The organism is Leisingera aquaemixtae (assembly GCF_019801145.1).
GTDB classification, from domain to species: Bacteria; Pseudomonadota; Alphaproteobacteria; order Rhodobacterales; family Rhodobacteraceae; genus Leisingera; species Leisingera aquaemixtae_A.
Map to the genome: position 1 here is coordinate 78,356 of NZ_JAHVJQ010000014.1, position 24,635 is coordinate 102,990.

General features: G+C 59.2%; 18 protein-coding genes. 15 read left to right on the forward strand and 3 right to left on the reverse strand.

Annotated features, from left to right (window positions below; translation table 11 throughout):
* Positions 1–11: 11 nt before the first annotated feature.
* The gene (locus KUW17_RS21675; RefSeq protein ID WP_222482395.1) at positions 12–1,772 is read right to left on the reverse strand and encodes an adenine deaminase C-terminal domain-containing protein; all 1,761 of its coding nucleotides are present in this window, start codon (positions 1,770–1,772) and stop codon (positions 12–14) included.
* Positions 1,773–1,874: 102 nt separating this feature from the next.
* On the opposite strand from KUW17_RS21675, the gene KUW17_RS21680 reads away from it, so the two are divergent.
* From KUW17_RS21680 to gltS, 14 genes are all read left to right on the forward strand, one after another.
* The gene (locus KUW17_RS21680) at positions 1,875–2,819 is read left to right on the forward strand and encodes an AraC family transcriptional regulator (protein WP_222482396.1); all 945 of its coding nucleotides are present in this window, start codon (positions 1,875–1,877) and stop codon (positions 2,817–2,819) included.
* Positions 2,820–3,790: 971 nt separating this feature from the next.
* A complete protein-coding gene (locus KUW17_RS21685) occupies positions 3,791–4,822 on the forward strand; it encodes a LacI family DNA-binding transcriptional regulator (protein WP_027256042.1) in 1,032 nt (343 codons plus the stop codon).
* Between the two features lie 113 nt (positions 4,823–4,935).
* Positions 4,936–6,237 carry an ABC transporter substrate-binding protein gene (locus tag KUW17_RS21690; RefSeq protein WP_222482397.1) on the forward strand — a complete coding sequence of 434 codons (1,302 nt, stop codon included), beginning with the start codon at positions 4,936–4,938 and terminating at the stop codon, positions 6,235–6,237.
* A gap of 245 nt (positions 6,238–6,482) precedes the next feature.
* The gene (locus tag KUW17_RS21695; RefSeq protein ID WP_222482410.1) at positions 6,483–7,313 is read left to right on the forward strand and encodes a carbohydrate ABC transporter permease; all 831 of its coding nucleotides are present in this window, start codon (positions 6,483–6,485) and stop codon (positions 7,311–7,313) included.
* A 10-nt stretch (positions 7,314–7,323) separates the two neighbouring features.
* Complete coding sequence (locus tag KUW17_RS21700) at positions 7,324–8,154, forward strand: carbohydrate ABC transporter permease (RefSeq protein ID WP_222482398.1); 831 nt, start codon at positions 7,324–7,326, stop codon at positions 8,152–8,154.
* Between the two features lie 12 nt (positions 8,155–8,166).
* Positions 8,167–9,171, forward strand: coding sequence for an ABC transporter ATP-binding protein (locus KUW17_RS21705; RefSeq protein ID WP_222482399.1), 1,005 nt, complete (start codon positions 8,167–8,169; stop codon positions 9,169–9,171).
* Positions 9,168–9,941 (forward strand): L-iditol 2-dehydrogenase, encoded by a 774-nt coding sequence (locus KUW17_RS21710; protein WP_222482400.1) that lies wholly within the window; start codon positions 9,168–9,170, stop codon positions 9,939–9,941. The genes KUW17_RS21705 and KUW17_RS21710 overlap by 4 nt, the downstream gene beginning before the upstream one ends.
* Positions 9,941–11,464 carry a mannitol dehydrogenase family protein gene (locus KUW17_RS21715; RefSeq protein ID WP_261397346.1) on the forward strand — a complete coding sequence of 508 codons (1,524 nt, stop codon included), beginning with the start codon at positions 9,941–9,943 and terminating at the stop codon, positions 11,462–11,464. The genes KUW17_RS21710 and KUW17_RS21715 overlap by 1 nt, the downstream gene beginning before the upstream one ends.
* A complete protein-coding gene (locus tag KUW17_RS21720) occupies positions 11,461–12,387 on the forward strand; it encodes a carbohydrate kinase family protein (protein ID WP_222482402.1) in 927 nt (308 codons plus the stop codon). The genes KUW17_RS21715 and KUW17_RS21720 overlap by 4 nt, the downstream gene beginning before the upstream one ends.
* Positions 12,388–12,558: 171 nt before the next feature.
* The gene (gene zwf / locus KUW17_RS21725; protein ID WP_222482403.1) at positions 12,559–14,010 is read left to right on the forward strand and encodes a glucose-6-phosphate dehydrogenase; all 1,452 of its coding nucleotides are present in this window, start codon (positions 12,559–12,561) and stop codon (positions 14,008–14,010) included.
* A 92-nt stretch (positions 14,011–14,102) separates the two neighbouring features.
* Complete coding sequence (gene edd / locus KUW17_RS21730) at positions 14,103–15,914, forward strand: phosphogluconate dehydratase (RefSeq protein WP_222482404.1); 1,812 nt, start codon at positions 14,103–14,105, stop codon at positions 15,912–15,914.
* A gap of 3 nt (positions 15,915–15,917) precedes the next feature.
* Positions 15,918–16,571, forward strand: a complete 654-nt coding sequence (eda, locus tag KUW17_RS21735; RefSeq protein WP_222482405.1) for a bifunctional 4-hydroxy-2-oxoglutarate aldolase/2-dehydro-3-deoxy-phosphogluconate aldolase — start codon at positions 15,918–15,920, stop codon at positions 16,569–16,571.
* The gene (pgi, locus tag KUW17_RS21740) at positions 16,568–18,175 is read left to right on the forward strand and encodes a glucose-6-phosphate isomerase (protein WP_222482406.1); all 1,608 of its coding nucleotides are present in this window, start codon (positions 16,568–16,570) and stop codon (positions 18,173–18,175) included. Before eda ends, pgi begins: the two co-directional genes overlap by 4 nt.
* Positions 18,176–18,611: 436 nt before the next feature.
* Positions 18,612–20,219, forward strand: coding sequence for a sodium/glutamate symporter (gene gltS / locus KUW17_RS21745; RefSeq protein WP_315899417.1), 1,608 nt, complete (start codon positions 18,612–18,614; stop codon positions 20,217–20,219).
* 163 nt (positions 20,220–20,382) lie between these two features.
* On the opposite strand, the gene KUW17_RS23545 is transcribed toward gltS, so the two are convergent.
* A complete protein-coding gene (locus tag KUW17_RS23545; RefSeq protein ID WP_222482407.1) occupies positions 20,383–20,538 on the reverse strand; it encodes an HAD hydrolase-like protein in 156 nt (51 codons plus the stop codon).
* A gap of 94 nt (positions 20,539–20,632) precedes the next feature.
* Between KUW17_RS23545 and KUW17_RS21755 the strand changes: the two genes are divergently transcribed.
* Positions 20,633–22,273, forward strand: a complete 1,641-nt coding sequence (locus tag KUW17_RS21755) for an alpha/beta hydrolase (RefSeq protein ID WP_222482408.1) — start codon at positions 20,633–20,635, stop codon at positions 22,271–22,273.
* 351 nt (positions 22,274–22,624) lie between these two features.
* Here KUW17_RS21755 and KUW17_RS21760 read toward each other — a convergent pair whose 3' ends face one another.
* A complete protein-coding gene (locus KUW17_RS21760; RefSeq protein WP_222482409.1) occupies positions 22,625–23,656 on the reverse strand; it encodes a linear amide C-N hydrolase in 1,032 nt (343 codons plus the stop codon).
* Between the last annotated feature and the right edge of the window lie 979 nt (positions 23,657–24,635).

The window sequence follows — 24,635 nt, forward strand, 5'->3', positions numbered from 1 at the left end:
CGCGGCCGTGATCAGGCCGGTTCCAGAACCGGATCGAAGGTCTTGAGCGCTACGCAGTCGACGGCACCAAGATCAGTGATCGCAAATTCCGGAATGGCGGTGATGGACAGGACGAACATGTTCATGAAGGGCCACTCCAGCCGACAGCCCGCCTCACGAGCAGCCGCGTCCAATGCCTCTTCCTTGGCGGCCATTTCGACAGGGTCGATATCCGAGACGATCCCCCCAATCGGAAGTTCCAGGCCTACGGTCACTTCACCGTCTTTGACAAAAGCTTGTCCGCCGCCTTTTTCGATCACCCAATTGATCGCTGCGGCCATGTCCTCAGGATTGGTTCCGATGCAGACGATGTTGTTGTCATCCGGCGCGGTGGAGGTGGCCATGGCTCCGTATTTCAGACCAAATCCCGAAACAAAGGCGACCGGCTTGTTAGTGGTCTTGCCATAGCGTTCGACCACGCTGACATAGAGCACATCCTGTTCGGTATCCGGCAGTACAACCCCGTCACTAGCCCGCAGTACCGCCTCACGCCGGTTGCGTACAAAAGGCACTTCCGTTGACATGTTCATTGACAGAACTTTGACTGCATCCTCATCCGTGCGGACCCGCAGGTCGGCAGGGGAGACGGGAGCGACTTTCATGGTCTCGGTCAGGAACTTCGGGCGTTCCGGACGGGCCACGGGTTCCAGCATCTTGAGGTCCTGCGCCACAAACTTGCCCTTGGCGATGACCTGTTGAACGTTGAAGCTCTGCGGACTGTCTACCAGCACGATATCCGCTTGGCGGCCCGGCGCGATCAGGCCGACCTTATGGTCGATCTGGCAGGCGACAGCGCTGTTGATGGTGGCCATCTGAATGGCTTCCATCGGCTCCACGCCTGCGCGGATCGCCATTCTGACCATGTTGTCCAGATGCCCCCGTTTCAGGACATCCGTGGCCACCACATCGTCGGTGCAGAAGCTGACTCGGTGCGCCGCTTCCGGCGCGTGTTTGGTGGCCAGCTGAATGTTTTCTTCCAGGAAATGGCTGATCGAGCTTTCGCGGATCAGGATGAACAAGCCATTGCGCAGCTTTTCCAGCGCCTCGGTTACCTCATAGCTTTCGTGGTCCAGCCGGATTCCTGCGCTGGCGTAGCCAGCCAGTTTGGAACCCTTGCACATCGGTGAGCAGCCGAACACCGGCAATTTGTTCTTACGGGCGATCTCCAGCGCTTCGATCACATGATCGTCTTCTTCCTGTATGAACTCACGCACGGTTTCCCAGATCCCGATGCACTCCGGCCAGTCATGGGTAGCGCGGTGATCATCGGGGCTGAAATAGTGGTTCACGGTAGAACGCGGCATTGTGTAGGGCGTCTTGCAAGGCGCACCCCAGTGGATTGTCATGGGCCCCGCGTTGGCTTCATCCAGGAAGTGGCGCACACCCTCGAGTCCAGAGACAACCAGGATCTGGTCCAGCCCGGATACAATCGAGGTTGTCCCGTACGGCACAACCAGATCAGCAAAGCCGGAGACCGACAGTTTTGAGCATTCCACATGCAGATGCCCGTCGATCATGCCCGGTGCCATATAGCGGCCGCCGGCATCGTGAAACTGGGTCTCAGGACCCTTGCAGTGATCGACATCGCCAATCGCCACGACATACCCGTTCTTGATCGCAACTTCCGCCGGATAAATCTCGGAGGAGGCTACATTGATTAACTGGCCATTGGTTATCACCAAATCGGCTTTAGCTTCGCCGTGTCCGGCTCGGATCAGTTCTTTGATTTCCACGATATTGTTCTCCCGTTTTCATAAACAGTCAGCGAGAGGCGTGGTTTTCTCAACGGGATTAACGTATCTCTCATCGTTATTGCTTGTCTGGAGTGAATATTCATGGACCAAGTGGCTATGTTACTTAACGCCGCCATTGCCAAGAAGACTCCGCAAATACAGTATTGCATTACTTGGTTCAGTGAGGAGTCACAGATGAGCGCCGCCTCTGCCACCTTATCCATTTCGAACTTGGTGGGGCCAGACGCCACCTTCGCCTTTGGAGAAAGCACATACCGGGAAGGTGAAGTCTTTGGGCCCATGACCGGCTTTCAAATGGAGGCCGTCTATCTTCGTACTGGACAAGTCGAAATCCGCGCTGATGGCGCTTCCTTCCAGTTGTCCTCGCCTGGTATCGCGTTGGTTGCCTCTAGGCACACTTTGGAATACCGCTACGGTCCGGCCAGCATGTGCAATGTATTGTGGTGCCAGTATATCTCGGGCGGCCTGGACGCTGCTCGGGTTGTCGCTATCGCCCCTTTCTGCGGTCCAATGCAGGTTTCGCCGGCAGCCGCTTCGCTCATGAAGATAGGCGCAAATATCCCCACTGGCATCTACGGAGAGATGCGGAGTTTTTCATCCGCTCTCGGCGTTGCGGTTCTTGAAGAACTGTTGGTACGCAAGACTCTGGAGACAACCTCGGCTGACATCCCCCGCCAGGCTCAGCTGGTCCGCCGTTACATCGAAGAGCACCTGAGCGAACCAGTCACATCTGCCGTCTTGGCCAAAGTGTCAGGATTGTCGCCTCAACATCTGAACAGGCTGTACAATGCCGCCTTCGGAGAGAACCCGCTGGACTATTTGTGGCGGCTGCGGGTGCGTCGCGGAGCCTATTTGCTCCAGCACACCGGCATGCGCATAAGTCAGATCGCGTATCAGACCGGCTTCAAGACACCAAACCACTTTTCTCGTCTGATAAAGGAAAGATATCAGCTTTCGCCGCGTGAACTACGCGCTCAGAAATGGTGTGGAGAAGTGCCCGATGCAGATGAAGCGATTGGTCAGTGATTTGAAGTGATGCAGTGTTCCCGCGCCCAATTCGCTGCGGTAGCATGAGCCCGGATTGTCCCGCGTTTCGAATGTTGAAGCTAGATGCAGCGCATGGACGGTTTGAAATCCGCCCTGCAGCTTGGCTTTGAATGACCGATTTTGGGAAGGCTGAAGCGGGCGCAAAGATGTTTTGACACACTTTGCACGTGTATTCGCATCGGTGGCTTAGGTCCGGACTTTCCCTGCCTATCAAGACTTCGCGGCGCTTGGCCAGAATGGCCGCTCTTCATGCCTCGCGGCGGCGGTGAAAAGGATGCATTCGCGGCGTAATTCGTTCTGCGAGCGCGCGCAGCAAGATTTCAGCACTTCCGGTGTGGGCTCAAACCGGCCGATCTCCGCGCCGCGGCGGCCCTGGGCGCGTCCTGCAGGCCCCGGCGGGCGAGGTCGGCCCTTAGCTGCCGTCCAAAGCTTAGCGTCTTCTGCAGCGCAGATTCCTCTAACCGGACTTTCGGTTTACTGCGCAGCATTCTTGGCTGGCCGGTGTCTACTCAATTCAACCGGATTGTCCGTCGCTGTGGGGGTAAGAGATCAGCGTTGAGTGAACCAATTTTCCCTTGGTGTCCTTATCAGAAATCACCCTGACTCAGTGCGGCGAGTGCGCAGCGCTGCCGTTCCGGTATCTCTCTTAGGCATACCTGCTGGCGATGGCTGTGCAGGACGCTGGCATAGTGATTAACTCCGAAGTCCTTTGGCCCACCAAGGTTAAGATACCATCTTCAAGAACGTCTTTCTTGCATTGATAAATGCTCATCGCATCGCCGCAGGGAGACGCGCACATACGGTGTTGCGGCACATGTTTTCCAGAAGTGGTGATGCCATTTGCGAAACAGGGTGGGAAATTTTTCGCGCGTCAATTACTATGACGGAAGCCTTTCTGGCAGGGTCGCATTGACCTTGCCATACCCAGTGCAGACAAAGCGGACCCCTTCATGGATGACAAAAAGATACGGAACATGGAGGAATTCGCGGCGGTCAGCGGCATTTCCCGTCCGACGCTGTCGAAATTCTTCAACGACCCGTCCAGCGTAAGGGCCTCGACCAGGCAGCGCATCGAAGCTGCGCTCGACCGCTACGATTACCGGCCCAACCTCTATGCAATCAATCAGAACCGCCGTTTGACCAAGAACATCGGAATCATCGTTCCCTATCTGGCTGACCCCTTCTTTGCGGAAATCGCCCGAAATATTGAAGAGCACATTCTGAGCACCGGGTACCGGCCGGTCCTGCTGGGCTCCCACGGCAGCCCAGATCAGGAGATCGAAAACCTCGAGAATCTGCGGCTGCTCAAACCGGCTGGTGTTCTGCTGGCCCCCTTGGGGCGGGCATCGGATCAGGCGCGCATTGCCGCCTTTTGCGAAGAGGTTCCGACGGTGTTGTTTGACGCCAATGTAGGCTCCGCGGGCCTGGCATTTGTGGGTTCAAACAATGATCAAAGCATTGATCTTATTGTGGACTACCTATGCAGGACAGGCGAACCACCGGCATTCTTTGAGATGAAGGAGCCCTCGAACCCTAACGCCTACAAACGGCGCCACGCCTATCTCGCCGCCATGGAACGGCTGAACCACACACCGCATTTGATCCAGGCCGCCGGTGAAGGCTGGGAATTTGAAGAGATCGGCTTTCGGGAAGGAACTCGGGTGGTCCGTGACAGGAACCTGCCAACCGATACGATCCTGTGCAGCAATGACCGCCTTGCTATCGGCTTCCTGTCGGCGGCCTATGAGGCTGGGATAAGGGTTGGTCTGGGCACAGACTGCACCATGCGGGTAGCCGGGCATGATGACCACCCGTTCTCCCGCTACACTTGCCCGACATTGACGACGGTCTCGCAGGATTACGAAGCCATCGCCCGGAAAAGTGCCGAAACACTGATGAACCTTATTGAGGCGGAAAAACCGGCTGATTCGCGGGAGGAAACCCTGTTTGATGGCCGGCTGGTCATGCGGGGGTCCGCCTAAGCTGCTGATTTCTCGGGCAAGCACCTTAAACTTTACGCGCGTAAAAAATAAATTGACGCCAGCACACCGGCGCCGGTAATCTTGGAGGCGACATCTCAACAGGGAGGTAGAGGATGTTTGCTAAGTACGCATTGGGTGCGGCAACGGCCATTTCACTGATCGCAGCAGGCAGTGCCTCTGCCGAGACCATCACCATCGCCACCGTAAACAACGGCGACATGATCCGGATGCAGGGCCTGACAGACGATTTCACCGCCAAGACCGGCCACGACGTCGAATGGGTGACGCTGGAGGAAAACGTGCTGCGCCAGCGTGTGACCACCGACATCACCACCAAGGGCGGCCAGTTCGACATCATGACCATCGGCATGTACGAAACCCCGATCTGGGGCAAGAACGGCTGGCTGGTGCCGCTGGATGACTTGCCTGCCGATTATGACGCCGATGATATCCTGCCGGCCATGCGCGGCGGCCTGAGCGTCGATGGCACGCTCTATGCGGCCCCGTTTTATGGCGAAAGCTCCATGATCATGTACCGGACCGACCTGATGGAGAAGGCGGGCCTTGAGATGCCAGACGCCCCGACCTGGGAGTTCGTAGCCGAGGCCGCCCGCGCCATGACCGACAAGGACAACGGGATCTATGGCATCTGCCTGCGGGGCAAGGCCGGCTGGGGCGAGAACATGGCCTTTTTGACCGCCACCGCCAACGCCTTTGGTGCGCGTTGGTTCGACGAGAACTGGCAAGCCCAGTTTGATCAGCCGGAGTGGAAGGAAACCCTGGAGTTCTATGTGAACCTGATGAACGACGCCGGCCCTCCGGGCGCGTCGAACAACGGCTTCAATGAGAACCTGTCGCTTTTCCAGCAGGGCAAATGCGGCATGTGGATCGACGCCACCGTGGCGGCGTCCTTCGTGACCAACCCCAACGACTCGACAGTCGCCGACAAGGTCGGCTTTGCGCTGGCGCCGGACACCGGCAAGGGCAAACGCGGCAACTGGCTCTGGGCTTGGGCGTTGGGTATCCCTGCAGGCACCCAGAAAACGGATGCTGCCAAGGAGTTCATCCAGTGGGCCACCTCCAAGGAGTACATTGAGCTGGTGGCCGCGAAAGAAGGCTGGGCCAACGTGCCGCCAGGTGCGCGCACCTCTCTGTATGAAGACCCCAACTACAAGGACGTGCCATTTGCCCGGATGACGCTGGAAAGCATCCTGTCGGCCGATCCCACCAATCCGACGGTAGACCCGGTTCCCTATGTCGGCATCCAGTTCGCAGCGATCCCCGAATTTGCCGGCATCGCAGGCCAGGTCGGCCAGGAATTTGCAGCTGCGCTGGCTGGTCAGCAAAGCGTCGATGAAGCCCTGGCCAAGGCTCAGGCACTGACCACTGACGAGATGGAAGCCGCAGGCTACTGATCTCCCGCACGGACACCCGGGGGCGGCCAAGCCGCCGCCCTCTGGCCCCAGCGATCCCCCAGAGCGCATAATCGTCCAAGGCGGCCCGCGTGCCGTCAACGGAGGAGGTACACCAAATGGCAACGCAACACTCCCAACCCGCGGACCGGCTGACGATGGCCCCGCCCGCACCCGAGCCGGCAAGCCAGCCCGCTGCGGCGGACCACCAGAGCGGCACGAAACACGCCCGCACCGCAGCCCGGCTGATGATGGCGCCGGCCGTGATCCTGCTTCTGGGCTGGATGCTCGTACCACTGACGATGACGCTCTATTTCTCGTTCAAGAAGTTCCTGCCGCTGCGGGGCGGCGATCTGGGCTGGGTCGGCTTTGACAACTACGTCCGCTTCGTTTCCTCCAGCGCCTTCTGGCCCAGTGTACAGGCGACACTGGTTATCGTCGGCGGTGTTCTGGCGATTACCGTGGTCCTGGGGGTGCTGCTGGCGATCCTGCTGAACCAGCCGATGTGGGGCCGCGGTGTCGTCCGCATCCTGGTGATCGCGCCCTTCTTCGTGATGCCCACCGTATCGGCGCTGGTCTGGAAGAATATGTTCATGGACCCGGTCAACGGTCTGCTGGCGCATGTGTGGCGGGCCTTTGGCGCCGAGCCGCTGGTCTGGCTGACCGAGGCGTCGACGCAGTCGATCATCCTGATCGTCAGCTGGCAGTGGCTGCCCTTTGCGACTCTGATCCTGCTAACCGCCATCCAGTCGCTGGACAGCGAACAGCTGGAGGCCGCGGAAATGGATGGTGCGCCGCCGGTGAAGCGCTTTGCCTACATCACCCTGCCGCACCTGTCGCGCGCCATCACCGTGGTGGTGCTGATCCAGACGATCTTCCTGCTTTCGATCTTCGCAGAAATCTTTGTCACCACCCAGGGCGCCTTTGGCACCAAAACACTGACTTATCTGATCTTTCAGCGGGTGCTGGAAAGCCAGAACATCGGGCTGGGTTCCGCCGGAGGGGTCTACGCCATCATCCTCGCCAACATCGTTGCCATCTTCCTGATGCGCATCGTCGGTAAGAACCTGGACGCGTAAGGAGGCCCTCATGGCACGTGCAATCACATCGCAACGCAAAGCCCTGAATACTGCCCTGGCATGGGGTGTGGGCCTCTTGATCTTCTTCCCGATCCTCTGGACCATCCTGACCAGCTTCAAGACCGAAGCCCAAGCTATCAGCGACCCGCCGGTCTTCCTGTTCTTTGACTGGACGCTGGAGAACTACTCGGTGGTGCAGGAGCGCTCCGACTATGGCCGGTTCCTGTGGAATTCGATCATCATCGCCGGGGGCTCCACCATCCTGGGTATCATCATCGCGGTGCCTGCCGCCTGGTCGATGGCCTTTGTGCCCTCGAAGCGGACCAAAGACATCCTGTTGTGGATGCTGTCCACCAAGATGCTGCCAGCAGTTGGCGTTCTTTACCCGATCTACCTGCTGTTCATCAAACTGGGCTTGCTGGACACCAAGATTGGTCTCGTGATCGTGCTGATGCTGATCAACCTGCCGATCATCGTCTGGATGCTCTACACCTACTTCAAGGAAATCCCCGGGGAGATCCTCGAAGCGGCACGGATGGATGGTGCCACCCTGCGCGAAGAGGTGCTGTATATCCTGACGCCAATGGCCATTCCCGGCATCGCCTCGACGCTGCTGCTGAATGTGATCCTGGCCTGGAACGAAGCCTTCTGGACGCTCAACCTGACTGCGGCCAAGGCAGCACCGCTCACCGCCTTCATCGCCAGCTATTCCAGCCCTGAAGGTCTGTTCTACGCCAAGCTGAGCGCGGCCTCCACCATGGCCATTGCCCCGATCCTGATCCTCGGCTGGTTCAGCCAGAAGCAACTTGTCAGCGGCCTGACCTTCGGCGCTGTGAAATAAGGAGACATCAAAATGGGACGCATCACTCTGGACAAAGTCTCCAAAAGCTTTGGCGACGTGCAAGTTATCCCCCCGCTGGATCTGACTATCGACGACGGCGAATTCACGGTCTTCGTTGGCCCTTCTGGATGCGGCAAGTCCACCTTGCTGCGGCTGATCGCCGGGCTGGAAGACGTGACCTCCGGCCAGATCCGCATCGACAAGCAGGACGCCACCCATGTTCCGCCCGCCAAGCGCGGCCTGGCGATGGTGTTTCAGTCCTACGCGCTCTATCCGCATATGTCGGTGCGCAAGAACATCGCTTTCCCGATGAAGATGGCCAAAGTCCCGGTCGAGGAACAGAACCGCCGCATCGAAGCCGCCGCCAATGCGCTGAACCTCACCGATTACCTGGACCGCCGTCCCGGCCAGCTGTCTGGCGGGCAGCGCCAGCGGGTGGCCATCGGGCGCGCCATCGTGAGGGAACCTTCGGCCTTTCTCTTCGACGAGCCGCTGTCGAACCTTGATGCGGCCCTGCGCGTTGGAATGCGGCTGGAGATCTCCGAACTGCATGAACGGCTGGAAACCACGATGATCTACGTGACCCATGACCAGGTCGAAGCCATGACCATGGCCGACAAGATCGTAGTGCTGCAGGCAGGTGTGATCGAACAGGTCGGCTCGCCGCTCGAGCTTTATCACACTCCGCGTAATAAGTTCGTGGCCGGCTTCATCGGCTCACCCAAGATGAACTTCATCGAGGGCAAAGAAGCCGCTAAACACGGCGCCCACACCATTGGCATCCGTCCCGAGCATATCGAGGTGTCCGGCGAGGCAGGCACCTGGTCGGGTGTGGTCAGCGTCTCAGAACATCTGGGCTCGGACACATTCTTTCACGTCCACGGCACCGGTCTGGCAGAAACCATCACCGTGCGCGCTGACGGCGAAGTCGGGTTCCGCCACGGGGACCGCATCTTCATGACCCCGCGCGCCGATGTGATTCACAAATTCGACGCAGAAGGGCTGCGGATCGCATGAAACGGCTGGCAGGCAAAACAGCGCTGATCACCGGCAGCGCCCGCGGGATCGGCCGCGCCTTCGCGGAGGCTTATGTCCGTGAAGGGGCCCGTGTGGCTATTGCTGATATTGATTTCGACGGCGCGCAGACAGCGGCTGAGGAACTGGGTGGCGGGTCGATTGCCGTCCGGCTGGATGTCACCGATCAGACCAGTATCGAACAGGCCGTTGCCGAAACGGTCTCAGAGCTGGGCCGGATTGACATCCTGATCAACAACGCGGCCGTCTTCACCGCGGCTCCGGTTAGTGAAATCACGCGCCAAGACTATGAGCGCACCTTTGCGGTCAATGTCGCCGGAACTCTGTTCACCCTGCAGGCAGTGGCGCGGCACATGATTGAACGCGGCGAGGGCGGCACGATCATCAACATGGCCAGCCAGGCTGGCCGGCGCGGAGAACCACTGGTTGCCGTCTATTGCGCCACCAAGGCCGCCATCATCAGCCTAACCCAATCCGCCGGCCTCAATCTGATCCGGCACGGGATCAACGTGAACGCCATCTCTCCCGGCGTGGTGGAGGGTGAGCACTGGGACGGCGTCGATGCGCTCTTTGCAAAATATGAGGGCAAGGCGCCGGGTCAGAAGAAGCAAGAGGTGGCGCAGGCGGTGCCCTATGGGCGCATGGGGCGGGCGGACGATCTCACCGGCATGGCCGTTTTTCTGGCTTCTGACGAGGCCAGTTACGTCGTCGCCCAAACCTACAATGTGGACGGTGGGCAATGGATGAGCTGATGGAACGCGAAACAGCACAACTTACTCCGGTTAAACTGAGCCAGGAGGCGCTGAAGGATCTGCCCGAAGGTGTTGCAGGTCCCGGATACGACCGCGCCTCACTGAAGCCGGGGATCATCCACATCGGCCTCGGCAATTTCCACCGCGCCCACCAGGCCTGGTATCTGCACCGGCTGATGCAGAAGGGCCTGGCAAAGGATTGGGCCATCATCGGTGCCGGGGTACGCCCGTATGATGCCGCGATGCGGCAGAAACTGCTGGCGCAGGATTGTCTGACCACCCTGATTGAACTGGCGCCTGGCAGCGTTTCGGCCGAGATCACCGGATCGATGATCGATTACCTGCCCATAGAAGACGGGAACGGCTCGCTGATCCGCGCCATGGCCGATCCCGCAATTCGTATCGTGTCGCTGACCGTGACCGAAGGCGGTTATTTCTTGGACCCGGCAACCGGCGGGCTGGATGTGCGGCACCCCGACATTCGTCATGACGTGGAGAATCCAACCCGTCCCTGCACTGTTTTCGGAGCCATTGCAGCTGCGCTGAAAACCAGGCGCGATGCCGGAGCCGGCCCATTTACCGTTCAAAGCTGCGACAACCTGCGCGGCAATGGCAACGCCACCCGGCAGGCGGTGGTCTCGCTGGCAAGGCTCACCAACCCGGAGCTGGCGGATTGGATCGATCAGACCTGCAGTTTCCCGAATTCGATGGTCGACTGCATTGTGCCCGCAACCGGTCCCGTCGAAATCGCCCTTGCCCGTGAGCTGGGCATCGAAGATGCCGCCCCCGTCACCCATGAAAACTACCGCCAATGGGTGATCGAGGATGGCTTCTGTGCGGGCCGGCCCGACTGGGATGAGGCCGGGGCAGTGTTCACACCCTCCGTGCATGACTACGAGGTGATGAAAATCCGCATTTTGAATGCGGGCCACCAGGTTTTGGCCAATGCCGGAGAGATGCTGTCGATGGAGACCATCGCCGATTGCATGGAGCATCCGCTGATTGCCGCGCTGTTCCAAAAGGTCCAGCTAGAGGAGATTGCCCCTTACGTTGCAGCGGTTCCGGGAATGAACCCGCAAGACTATGCCGAACTGATCGAGCGGCGGTTTTCCAACGCCGCCATCCGCGACACGGTCCGGCGGGTAGCCTTTGACGGCTCCTCCCGGCACCCGGGATTTGTCCATCCCATTCTGCGGGATGCACTGGCAGCAGGCGGCCCGATCGCAGGCCTGAGCCTCGTCGAGGCGCTTTGGGCGCGCATGTGTGCAGGCACCCGGGAGGACAGCACCGGGATTGAGGCCAACGACCCCTATTGGGACGCGCTGGCTGAGGCTGCAATGGCCGCAAGGCTGCGTCCGCAAGCCTGGCTCGAGCAGCATGATATCTACGGTGATCTGGCCGGCAACCAATGGTTCGCTGTGGAGTTTTCGCGCTGGCTTAGCCTGATCTGGTCGGAAGGATGCGAAGCTGCTTTACGCGCCTATACCGGGCATGAGCAGGCCAAGGGGGGCTTGGAAACATGATCCTATGCAGTGGAGAAGCCCTGATTGACATGATCCCCGCGCCAACTGCGGACGGACCGGACGGGTTTGTGCCTCATCCCGGAGGGGCGGTGTTCAATACAGCAATTGCGTTGGGGCGGCTTGGGGTGCGGGCCGGGATGCTGACCGGCCTGTCTACCGACATGTTCGGGCGGCAGCTGGCCGAGTCGCTGAAGGCCAGTCATGTTGACACTTCGCTGGTGATCCAGTCCGGCCGCCCCACCACGCTGGCCTTTGTACGCCTGGTGGATGGCCATGCCACCTATTGCTTCTTCGACGAGAACTCAGCCGGGCGCATGCTGATGCCTGGGGATATGCCAAAGCTTCCTCAGGAGGTCTCGGCCCTGTTTTTTGGCGGGATCAGCCTGGCCTCTGAGCCTTGCGCCGATGCCTATGCCGCGCTGCTGGACCGCGAAGCCACGGATCGCGCAGTGATGATTGACCCGAACATCCGCCCCAGGTTCATCAAGGACATCGCCAGGTACCGCGCCCGGCTGGACCGCATGGTGGCGCAGGCGGATATCGTGAAAGTGTCCGACGAGGATCTGAACTGGCTGCTGCCGGACCCGCTGTCGCTGAGCGAGAAAGTGTCCATCCTGCTGGAACGGGGGCCGTCGGTGCTGATCCTGACCCGCGGCGGCGAAGGTGCAACCGGGTATCTTGCGAACGGCGGCGAAGTGCATGTGCCTGCTGTTCGGGCCAGAATTTCCGACACCGTCGGAGCCGGCGACACCTTCAATGCGGGTGTTCTCGCCAAACTGTCCGAGCTTGGCCGGCTGACAAAACCGGAGCTGGCCGCATTGCCGCCTGACGTTCTGCAGCAGGCAATGGCGCATGGCGCAAAAGTGGCCGCCGTTACGGTGTCCCGCTCCGGCGCCAATCCGCCCTGGGCCGGAGAACTGTAAATGCGCACTTTCTTGTCCTCTTTTCCGCTAAGAAATGTTAGCGCTACCGCCGAAGTTTCAAACTATGACCCGCAGCAAGGCCGTCAGGAGAAAACGCCATGACCATCCAGTTCGCCGCCATTGGCCGCAAGCCGCGGGCCGGGGCGCCCTTCAAGCGGGTCGGCTAAGCTGATGGTGTCCCGTGTCATCCCCGTCGATCCTTTTGACCTGGTCCTGTTCGGTGCCACCGGCGATCTTGCACGCCGCAAAATCCTGCCTGGCCTATTTCACCGGTTTGCGGTGGGGCAGATGCCGGAGGGGGCACGCATCATCGGCACTGCCCGCTCAGCGATGAACCGGGCGGAGTTCATCGAGGCGGTGCATGCCAGCCTGCTGGAATTTGCGCCGCAGGCGGCCAAACGGTCAGCACTGCTGGAAAAGTTCCTGGCCAGCCTGGAGTACGTTCGTGTCGATGCCGGAGGCGAGGACGGTTGGGACACTCTGGCGCAGGCGATCAGGCCGGATGTGGTACAGGCATTCTACCTCTCCGTCTCGCCAGCGCTGTTCGGCCCCATCGCAGCCAATCTGAAAAGCCGGGGCATCGCATCGGCGAACAGCCGGGTTGTGGTGGAAAAGCCCTTCGGTCACGATCTGGCGTCGGCGCGGGATTTGAATGCGGATCTGCGCCGCAACTTCGACGAGCATCAGATCTACCGGATCGACCACTATCTGGGCAAAGAAACCGTGCAGAACCTGATGGCGCTGCGCTTTGCCAACGCCCTGTGGGAGCCTTTGTGGAACTCCACCCATGTGGACCATGTCCAAATCACCGTGGCCGAAAGCCTCGGCGTCGAGGGGCGCGGCGAATATTACGACCGCTCCGGTGCGATGCGGGACATGGTGCAGAACCACCTGATGCAGCTCTTGTGCCTGACCGCGATGGAGCCGCCGTCGCGCTTTACCTCCGACGCGGTGCGCGATGAGAAGGTCAAAGTGATCGAGGCGCTGGAACCGGTGGCGCCATCGGACATCGTGCGCGGCCAGTACCGCGCCCAAGGCAGCGCGGGCAGCTACCGCGACCATGCCGGCAACCCGCACAGCAGCACCGAAAGCTTCATCGCCATGAAAGTGAATATCGGTAACTGGCGGTGGGCGGGCACGCCGTTCTACCTGCGCACGGGCAAAAAGCTGCGGGCGCGCTGTTCCGAAATTGCGGTGGTGTTCCGCGACCCGCCGCACATGATATTTCCGGACATGGTCGGGCGGCGCAGCAACGCAATGATTATTCGCCTGCAGCCGGATGAAGGCATCACCCTGCGCAACACGATCAAGGAGCCGGGTCCGGGTGGTTTCCGCCTCGCGGAAGTGTCCCTGGACATGACCTTTGCCGAGGCTCTGGGGGAACGCGCTGAACACCAAGATGCCTATGAACGTCTGATCATGGACGTGATCCGCGGCGACCAGACCCTGTTCATGCGAGGCGATGAGGTCGAGGCAGCCTGGGCTTGGGCGGATCCCATCATTGCCGCCTGGGAGGACGCCGGGCCTACCCCGTCTCCGTACGATCCGGGAGGGTCTGGCCCCGAGGACGCCCTAATGCTGCTGCACCGCGAGGGCCGGCGGTGGCGCGAGATCGGGGGCTGAGCAATGCATCAGGATTGCACCAGCCTCGCCCCGGCCAAACCTCACCTCTTCTGTAACGTCCCGCCAATCTGTTTTCCCAAGGGAACGCACCAATGAGCCAGCTCAATGACACTCTTCTGCGCGTGACCGATCGGATCATTGCCCGCAGCGAAACCACTCGAGCCGCCTATCTGGACCGAATGCACCGGGCCGCGGAAAAGGGCCCGGCCCGCGCCCATCTGTCCTGCAGCGGCCAGGCTCATGCCTATGCCGCTTCCGGTGGCGACAAGGCGCAACTGGTCGAGCGCAAAGCAGGCAACCTCGGCATCGTCACCGCCTACAACGACATGCTTTCGGCCCATCAGCCCTTTGAATATTACCCGGCCCTGATCAAGCAGGCAGCCCGCGAGGCGGGCGGCACCGCGCAGGTGGCGGGCGGGGTGCCTGCCATGTGCGATGGCGTCACCCAGGGGGAGGCGGGCATGGAGCTGAGCCTGTTTTCCCGCGATGTGATCGCGCTGGCAGCCTCGGTTGCGCTCAGCCACGCGACATTCGACGCCGCCGTCTATCTGGGGGTCTGCGACAAGATCGTGCCCGGGCTGGTCATTGCCGCCCAGGCCTTTGGCCATCTTCCCACTGTCTTCCTGCCCGCGGGGCCCATGGCCAGCGGATTGGCCAATGACGAAAAGGCCAAAGTCCGCCAGCAATTTGCAGCGGGTGAAGTTGACCGGGATACGCTGCTGGCTGCTGAGATGGCCGCCTATCACGGGCCGGGCACCTGCACCTTTTACGGCACAGCCAACACCAACCAAATGCTGATGGAATTCATGGGGCTGCACCTGCCAGGCGCCAGCTTCGTGCCGCCGGACACCGCGCTGCGCGATGCCCTGACCCAGGAAGGTGCCAAACGCGCCTTGTCATTCAGTGCGCTTGGCAACCACTACACGCCAGTCTGCAGCATTCTTGATGAAAGGGCCTTTGTGAACGGCATCGTCGGGCTGAATGCCACAGGCGGTTCGACCAACCTTCTAATCCACCTGGTGGCCATGGCACGTGCGGGCGGGATCGTGCTCGACTGGCAAGATTTCTCGGATCTCTCCGAAGTCACCCCGCTATTGGCACGGGTCTATCCCAACGGGCTTGCGGATGTGAACCATTTCCATGCCGCAGGCGGCCTTGGTTACATGATCGGCCGCTTGCTGGAAGCCGGGCAGCTGCATCCGGACACCATGACCGTGGCAGGCGAGGGGCTGGAGAATTACACTCAGGAGCCTGTGCTGGACGATGGCGTTCTGGCCTGGCGCAAGGGTGCGGGCCGCAGTCTGAACGAGGCCATCCTGCGCCCGCCGCACGACCCGTTCCAGCCGACCGGCGGCCTCAAGCGCTTGACCGGCAACCTTGGTACCGCGGTCATGAAAGTCTCTGCCGTGGCGCCTGAACATCAGGTTGTCGAGGCGCCAGTGCGTGTCTTTGCTGATCAGAATGAGGTCAAAGTCGCCTTCAAAGCCGGTGAATTCACCGGGGATGTGATCGTGGTCGTGCGCTTCCAGGGGCCAAAGGCCAACGGCATGCCTGAGCTGCACAGCCTGACGCCGCTGCTGGCGATCCTGCAAGGCCGCGGCCAGAAGGTTGCCCTGGTCACCGATGGCCGCATGTCAGGCGCCTCTGGAAAGGTGCCCGCCGCGATCCATGTCAGCCCCGAAGCCGTCGACGGCGGCGCAATTGCCCGCCTGCAGGACGGGGACCTCCTGCGTGTGGATGCCACAGCCGGAACACTCGATATCCTGACCGAAGGTGTCTGCGAGCGCCCGGCGGCGGTTGCGAACCTGACCGCCAATCAGTCCGGGACCGGCCGCGAGCTGTTCGCAGCCTTCAGAAACTCTGTTAGCGCCGCAACGGACGGCGCCTCCATTTTCGGAGCCTGATCCATGACCTTATCACCCAAAGATGCCTGCCAGCTGACCCGCGAGTTCTGCGGCCTCGCCCCGATAGTGCCGGTGCTGGTTATTGAAGATGCCTCCACGGCCCGCCCGCTGGCCGAAGCGCTGGTCGCGGGAGGGCTCCCCGCCCTGGAAGTCACCCTGCGCACCCCAGACGCGCTGGAGGCGATCCGCGTGATGTCCCAGGTTCCGGGCGGCCATGTCGGCGCTGGCACGCTGATCACGCCGGAGGATGTCCGCGCCGTCAAGGCCGCCGGAGCAGCCTTCGGGGTTTCGCCCGGTGCGACCGATGAGCTTCTGGCTGCCTGCGAGGCGGAACAGCTGCCGCTGCTGCCGGGCGCTGCAACCGCGACCGAGGCCATGCGGCTGCTGGCGCGCGGCTACGACATGCTTAAGTTTTTTCCTGCGGAGGCGTCAGGAGGCGCCCCGGCCTTGAAAGCCATTGGCGCACCGCTGCCGCAGATCACTTTTTGTCCCACCGGCGGCATCAGTCCCGCAAACGCTGGAAGCTATTTGTCCCTCGGCAACGTGCTGTGTGCGGGTGGCAGCTGGGTCGCGCCGAAGGATCTGATTGCGGCCGGGAACTGGGACGGGATTGAATTGCTGGCCAGACAGGCCGCGCAACTGGGGGGAAACGCATGATGGATATCTGGACCAAGCTGCAGGAGAACCACAGCGCGGCAGAAGGGCGGCCGATCATTTCCCTGTTCGACGACCCGCAGCGCTTTAACAGGTTTTCGGTTGAAGCAGACGGGCTGCTGCTGGACTTCTCAAAAACCAGCATCGACGGTGCGGCGCTTGGTCTGCTGCTGGAACTGGCCGCGGTGCGGGACGTTGCCGGCCAGCGCGATGCCATGTTCCGCGGCGAGCGGATCAACCGGTCCGAAGACCGGGCGGTGCTTCATACTGCCCTGCGCGCCGGAGATGAAGAGCCGTTGGTGGTTGATGGCGAGGACGTGCGTCGGGGGATAAGGAAAACCCTGCAAACGATGGAGGATTTTGCCGACGGCATCCGCTCGGGCCGCATCGCAACCGCAGGGGGCGGGGCATTCACCGATGTCGTGAATATCGGCATCGGCGGCTCCGACCTCGGGCCTGTTATGGCTGTCCGGGCACTTGGCCCGTATCACAACGGACCGCGCTGCCACTTCGTCTCCAACGTCGACGGCGCCCAGATCTCCGACACGCTGCGCCAGCTCGATCCCCGCTCGACGCTGGTCATCATTGCGTCAAAGACCTTCACCACGATTGAGACGATGACCAATGCCGAAACGGCGATCCGCTGGCTGAAGAATGCGCTGGGGGACGATGCGGCTTCACATCTGGCTGCCGTGTCCACTGCACTGGACAAGACCGCCGGCATGGGGATCAGCCCAGAGCGTGTTTTTGGCTTTTCCGATTGGGTTGGCGGCCGCTACTCGCTTTGGGGGCCAGTGGGCCTTCCGATCATGCTGGCCATCGGTCCAGCGGAGTTTCGCAACTTTCTGGCGGGTGCCCGGGCGATGGATACACATTTCGTGACCGCTCCCGCGCAGGAAAACATGCCCTTGCTTATGGGGCTCGTAGGGATTTGGCACCGAAACATCTGCCGCCATCCGACACGTGCAATCCTGCCTTATGACCAGCGTCTGGCCAAATTGCCCGCCTACCTTCAGCAGCTTGACATGGAGAGCAACGGCAAGCGTGTTTCAAACGGCGGAGACCAGTTGGTACGCGGCTCTGGACCCGTTGTTTGGGGCGAAGCGGGAACCAACGGGCAGCATGCGTTTTATCAGCTGTTGCACCAGGGAACCGAAATTATCCCCGCCGAGTTTCTGGTGGCTTCGTGCAGTCATGAACCCAGTCTGCGGGAACATCATGATTTGCTGAAGGCGAATTGCCTGGCCCAATCTGAAGCGCTGATGCTTGGCCGCTCCTTGGAGCAGGCTTTGGAGATTGCTGCAGCGCTTGGCTATACCGGTGACGAGCAGCGCGTCCAAGCGGCATACCGGACCTTTCCAGGCAGCCGCCCTTCGATGACGCTGGCCTATCCGCTGCTGACGCCGTACTCCCTCGGCCAGATCATCGCGCTGTATGAACATCGGGTGTTCGTTGAAGGCGCCATTTGGGGGATCAATTCCTTTGATCAATGGGGAGTGGAATTGGGCAAGGAACTGGCCAGCGCCCTGGTGCCAATGATCAAGGGCGCCTCATCTGAGGGCAAGGACCAGTCAACAATTGCTCTGATCCGGAAACTGTCTGCGTGAATGACCCCTTGGATCACCCAGTTGTCGACGAACGCCGCCAATACCAAGGCGCCGTACATTCACAGACGGGCGTTGCGCACATTTTCCGTAATCTGGACATTCATGTTTGGCGCAGCGAACGGCTGCTTCCCGCCCGACCTGCATGCGTACTCTTCGCGGCCATGCAGCGGCCGGAGGTCGGCTTCGGGCTGCTTGTGCCATCTGTCGGGAGGGTTCCGGTGAGGTTTCGCTGCAACCCAGCTGCCGCATCGCCGCAAGTCGGCTCTGAGCCCATTGCAGCCATCGCCCCATGCCCTGGATGCTGCAAGCGCACTTGGCTGCTCGCGGCTCTTCGTAACACTCGTACCAGGTGCAGCGCGCATTTCGCGGCAAGTGCGAAGCATTAGGGTCGTTTTCCCGAAAGCAGCCATCTAGTATGGGGAGGCGGTCCCGACTGATGCTGCGCTCCACACCAGGGGTAGCGAAGCGCAGTTGGCGCCAGTTGCAAACCTATCCTCTTTCTGCAATGGGGCGAGGCTTAACGCTTCGACGCCACACGTCAAAGCATACGTCGGCCTCTACCGCAGTATTTTTTCCAGGCCAACGGGAAGCAGAGCGGGAAAATGCTGCCGCCGAAGAAAAAACTTGCGTTATCTGCCCCGCAACGCATGTAACATCGGTAATCAGTAAACTTCGCGCACGCATTCAAGAGGTGGTCTGGGATACCTCCGAGCAAAATCAAAAAAGGATATCTGATCTAACTCTTCAAGCTCAAAACTTAGATAAAACCGATCCCAACGTAACTGACAGAAATTCACTTGCTTGGACAGCGACACAAGACACCATGGAAATGCTTGATCCGATAGAAATTGACAGCTTTGGCGCCGTTACAATTGGGATATTGGTCTATTTTCTTGGTGCACGGTTGACCCGTCGCTATGCAGTCTTGTCTAAGTACAGCATCCCAGAGCCAGTCAGCGGAGGTCTCCTGGCGGCCATTCTGGCTTTGCTTGTGGTTCTGGGCACAGGTCGGGCGATCAGTTACGAACTAAGCGCCAGAGATTTTTTGTTGGTCTACTTTTTCACGACTGTTGGTCTAAACGCCCGTTTTGCTGACCTGCTAAAGGGGGGACCACTTCTTGTATTCATGCTTGGGCTCACGATAGCCTTTATGCTCGTGCAGAATGTGGTGGGCATGATTGGTGCGCTCTTGTTCGGTATGCCGTCACAAGCAGGTGTGCTGCTGGGTACCGCATCCTTAATCGGCGGCCACGGCACAGCCATCGCATGGGGGCCGACCATTGAGAGCAACTACCAAGTCACCGGGGCTTCGGAGCTAGGAATAGCCACTGCGACGGTTGGCCTGATTTTGGCCAGTGTTCTGGGTGGTCCCATTGCTCGTTTTCTCACCCAAAAGAACGATCTAAAGAGTGTCGAGAACTCAGAAGAAGAAGTTGCGACGGTTGCAGAGCCAATCACCGATCAACCTTCAACCGTTACCCATGTAGACCTGATGAATTGCGTGCTCTGGATTCACATCGCCATCGCGATTGGGTATTCAGTGTTCGAAACACTTGAGGCAGCAGGGATTAAACTGCCGCTTTTCGTGCCGTGCCTCTTGAGCGGCATCTTACTGTCGAACTTGCTGCCGCCCTTGTTTTCTAAGCTCAAATGGCCCGCAGGCACTCCTGCGATGAACGTGATCTCCGAATTCAGCCTGTCAGTATTTCTGGCAATGTCGCTGATGAGTATGGAGTTGTGGACGCTCGCCAGCAGTGCTGGCGTTCTAATAACCACCATGCTTTTGCAATCAATCGCGGCCGTTTTATTCATCATATTCATTGTCTTCCGCATGATGGGAAAAAACTACTTTGCAGCAGTGATTTCGGCGGGTTTCGCTGGGTTCTCTTTGGGTGCGACGCCAACCGCCATTGCAAATATGACCGCAGTCACACAACGCTATGGTCCTTCGCCAGTGGCATTTATTGTTTTGCCTTTGGTGTCAGCTTTCTTTGTCGATTTAGCGAACGCGTTCATAATTCAGTGGTTCCTTGGATTTGGTTGAAGCACTGTGATTTGTGTCCGAGTTACAGAACTCGAACTCGCCGTGCGCTGTATAAGGCAGCAACGTCGGCTGTCTGCGCTAAGCTGATGTACTTGGTAACGGTACTGCACCCGCGCCGGAAACCATCGTTTTGATGGATCAAAGGCCGGTCATGCACTAGCAATCAAACCGGACCACTCAGGTGGGGCTGATCAGGATGAGGCTTGCGGCGCTCCGTATCTTCCGCTCCGATCAGAACGGCGAAAATCCCGAGATCTACGCCGACCTGTTCCAGATCCGAGGCGACGCGCCTGCGCCCCTTGTTTGAGACTATCCCCACAGGTTCACTTCGCGGCTTTCTTGATGCGGCACATTTAATCTATGTCATCGATTTAGTTTGACTCCTGTGCGCGGGTTAAGTTCAGAGTCGGGGTATGGTTTTTGTGTTTTTACGGTCTCTGTCGGTTGTGGGAGTGCTGGTGGGGATGGCGTTGTTCTGCGCATCTCTCACCCCATCGCTTTTACCAAGGGTTCCGGAAGTCCAAGGCACATTGTCAGGTGTCGCGTTTATCGCAGGCTACTCAATAGGCAACCTTCTGCGGCTCCTCTGGGAGTTTCTAGAGTTTCGGCAAGTGCGAGGAATTTGGAGAACCCGCCTGTGCCAGATTGCCCTTGCTGCATCTGTTCTGGCTGTGGTGTTCACACTAAGTCGCATCACCCTGTGGCAGAACTCTATTCGCTTGGTGATGGAAATGGAGCCTGTCGACAGTGCCTATCCCTTCCGCGTGGCCTCCATCGCGCTTGTTGCAGTGGTAGCCTTGATGCTCCTGGCTCGCACTCTGTTTTGGTCGGCTAAGCGTGTGGCTAGGTGGAGTGCCAGATTGATGCCAAAAAGAGTGTCTATCGGAGCTGGCGCAATCATTGTGGCAGTTGTTGCCGGTTCGCTTTTCGATGGCTTAGTCGTGCGGAATATGCTGGCGTTTCTCGATCAAGCCTTTGCCGAAGTCGACAGGATTGTTGACGCTGGTGTGGAGCCCCCCTCCGGGTTCGAAACATCTGTACAGCTTATCGATTGGGAAGATATCGGCCGCAATGGAAAGCTGTTTCTGACGAGCGGACCGGATCGCCAGCAGATCGAAGCATTTACAAACCGGCCAGCTAAGCAGCCAATTCGTGTATACGCGGGCGTGAATACTGCAGAAACGCTGGAAGACCGCGCAAAGGCTGCAGTTACAGAACTCACACGTGCTGGGGGCTTCAACCGGTCTGTCCTGATAGTTGCAACACCCACCGGGACTGGATGGTTGGATCCGGCAGCCATACAACCGGTGGCTTTTCTGCATAGCGGCGACCTTGCAATCGTGTCGATGCAGTATTCCTACCTTCCTAGCTGGTTGACGCTAATGGTTGACCCAACACGTTCACGACAGGCTGCGAGAGCCCTATTTCGAGAGGTTTTCGAACATTGGAAGGCGTTGCCAAAGAACAAGCGGCCGCGCCTGTACCTGTTTGGTTTGAGTTTGGGAGCACTTGGGTCTGAGGCTTCCACTGATCTTGTTGAACTGCTTGCAGATCCAATCAATGGGGCTGTTTGGGCTGGGCCGCCATTCGCCAGTCGCACCTGGTCATCTATTACCCGGAACCGTGAGAGCGGGTCCCCCCAATGGCGGCCGCGTTACCGGGACGGTGCTTTGATCAGGTTCATGAACCAGGACGGATTTGACCCTCAAGGGTTTTCGGAATGGGGACCATTGCGAATAGTCTACCTGCAGCATGCCAGCGATCCGATGAGCTTCTTCTCAGCTGAGTTGGCCATGTCAAAGCCGGGCTGGCTGGGGGAATACCGGGGCCGGGACGTGTCTCCATACTTCCGATGGTTCCCGCTGGTCACCTTTCTTCAGGTTGCCTTTGATATCCCCATGGCCACATCTGTTTCGCAAGGATACGGGCATAATTTTATCCCTGCTGAATACATTGATGCTTGGATTGCTGTGACCCAGCCAAGGAACTGGACTGCAGCTGATACAGAAAACTTGAAACGTAAGTTCGAAGCCTTTCAGGCATCACCGCTGTGAACAGAACCAGGCTCAAATTCAGCCATCAAGTGAAGTGCGATGCTGCGCTCAAAACGATAGCTCAGGACCAATCCCGCCGCCCTTTGCAGAGCACATGATTGAACTGCTTAGTGGTGGCAGTTACCCGTCGCGACGCGAAAGCTTCCTGATGCGGTTTGGCGGGACCTGGCGTCTACCTTAGACGTCGGGCCCAACACAACCAAAAGATTCAGTTGATTTGTGAGCGCTGATCAAGGCGTACGCGCTGCGTCCGGTGATGAAGATTGTCCTGACAAGCATGCAACGTAGGCTACTTTGAGGCTACATGTGTCTCGGGCGGCTGCCGTTTCTGCCGCCCGAGATTATTAAATCTCAATTGGTTGGCGTCATATCGACAATTGTGGGCTCGCGATCACCACTTGTCGGGAAGACGATCATCTCGCCGCCCATGGCTCCGAAGTCGATTTGCTTGAGATCGACCTTATGCACGGTCCGGTCGTACATCGTGTGATAGTAATAGGTGAGGTTTTGCGAGTCACTTGCAGTCGTGACTTGGGTTGCGCTGAAGAGCAAGTCCTCCGACTGGACGTCGTCATCTGCGCCCTCTGCGGCATCAGCGGGAATATTGAAGTTGTCGAGGATTCGAAACGCCTCACGCACTGTATCGTAGCCGCCTTCGGTTTCTCGTGCTGTTTGCGAGAAGGCAACAGCTCGGACAAAGCGTGATGGGGGGGTGAAGTCTCCTGGCAAGCCGATCATGCCGCTTCCCGCTCCGAGCGGCGCGAACGTCACCCCGGCGGCCTCAACCTGGGGAATCGAGAGGGCGGACAAATTGACGTAGTTGTTGAGGTTCGTCATGTGCCAGTCGTAGGTCGGGGAATTGGTGATAACACCAAGCGGAGCCTCAAAGATAGTTAGCTCACCGTCAATATACTCGACGACAATCCTCCCGCCCAAGCGGTCTGCCACCAACATGTGAAGGGGAAACGGAAAGCCGAGCGTTTCATCCACAACGCCCACGACACGAATGCCCTCAAGACCGGCCCGCACCTCATCAACCGTTTCAAAGTTTGACAAGACATAGCTGGCAAGCAAGTCGCCAGGAATGGAATTGCCGGCGAGCTCAGGTAAGTATTCCTGGTAATCCGTGAAGCCCGGCAGATAAAACAGCCCTGCGGTCAAACCGGTCTCATTGATCCCGTCGGCAGGCGCACCATGGTCCAGCATACTGATGCCGACTACGCCAAAGCGGCCAGTCCAAGACGCTCCTTCCGCTCCGTCAGGCATCTCGCCAGCGCTATAAACGAAGCCCTTAGGGACAACATTAATTTTCGTTTCGAGGTCGAACGGCCCCCATTCTGCGGTTCTTGCGCGAATGATGCTTCCATCTGCTCCTGTCAGCATGATCCCGGTGCATGCCCATCCCATCGATACTGACGCAAGCAGAGCGGCGCCGACTCGAGCGCACGATACAAGTAATCTAAAGAATGCCATTTCACTTCTCCATTTTCTGCTGTTAGATGAAGAATACATTCAACCACGAGCTAGTGTTCAGTCAGGTTCTGTACAGGTGGAAATTCACTGGCTTGCGACGAAGGGTTGAAAATTACCTGCCGCCAGTTCCAAAAAATCGGCTACTGGACGCAGAATGGCAGATTTTTACTTTCGAATGTGCAGCATAAGCGCGAAGCGCCTAAACCGGCCATAGGCGCAGGAGCTGCGAATTCACACTTCGTCCGGCAGACTGCGAGTTCGATCATCTCCAGATTTTGCTCGTGCGGCGAATGACCGGAAAGCAGGCTGCGCCTGCAGCAACGTGAAGGTAGGGCGAAGGTCCGCAATGGGCCGGTCGCGCCTAGCCGGGCGATCTGGAGCCCGTGGATGCTGCAGCGCATTCGAGGTCAGCAGTGAGCCCTGAGCGGAAGTGTCAAAATTTGCTGCGCGCGCTCGCAGCGCGCCGGTGCGCTGCACCGCCGAATTCCTCCCGCTGCATGGCAGAGGGAATTGCGGCCATTCCGGTGGGCCGCAACAAAATCTTTGACCAAGAATTTGTCCGTCATCAACTGAAGTAGGTAAGTTGATGGCGGACAGGCCAATCTACGGAATTCTGAGCGAGAGATGAACGTATCAATCAGTGTTAAAACGTTCGTTGAGCAACGTGATGCCGGCTCTGAGCTTCCCTGCGCCGCTAACACAAGTACGGTCGACTGACGTGTAGCTCATTGATTGGCAAGTGGTTGGCAAAAGGTTCGAGCGGAAAAAACGGCGGGGCGGCGGGCGTCAGGGCCCGCCGCTTGCGGGGATCAGAACCCGGCCTTGATGCGCTCGAATTCCTTCAGCATCCGGCCTTCCAGTTCCGGGTTGACTGCATCAAAGAACAGGC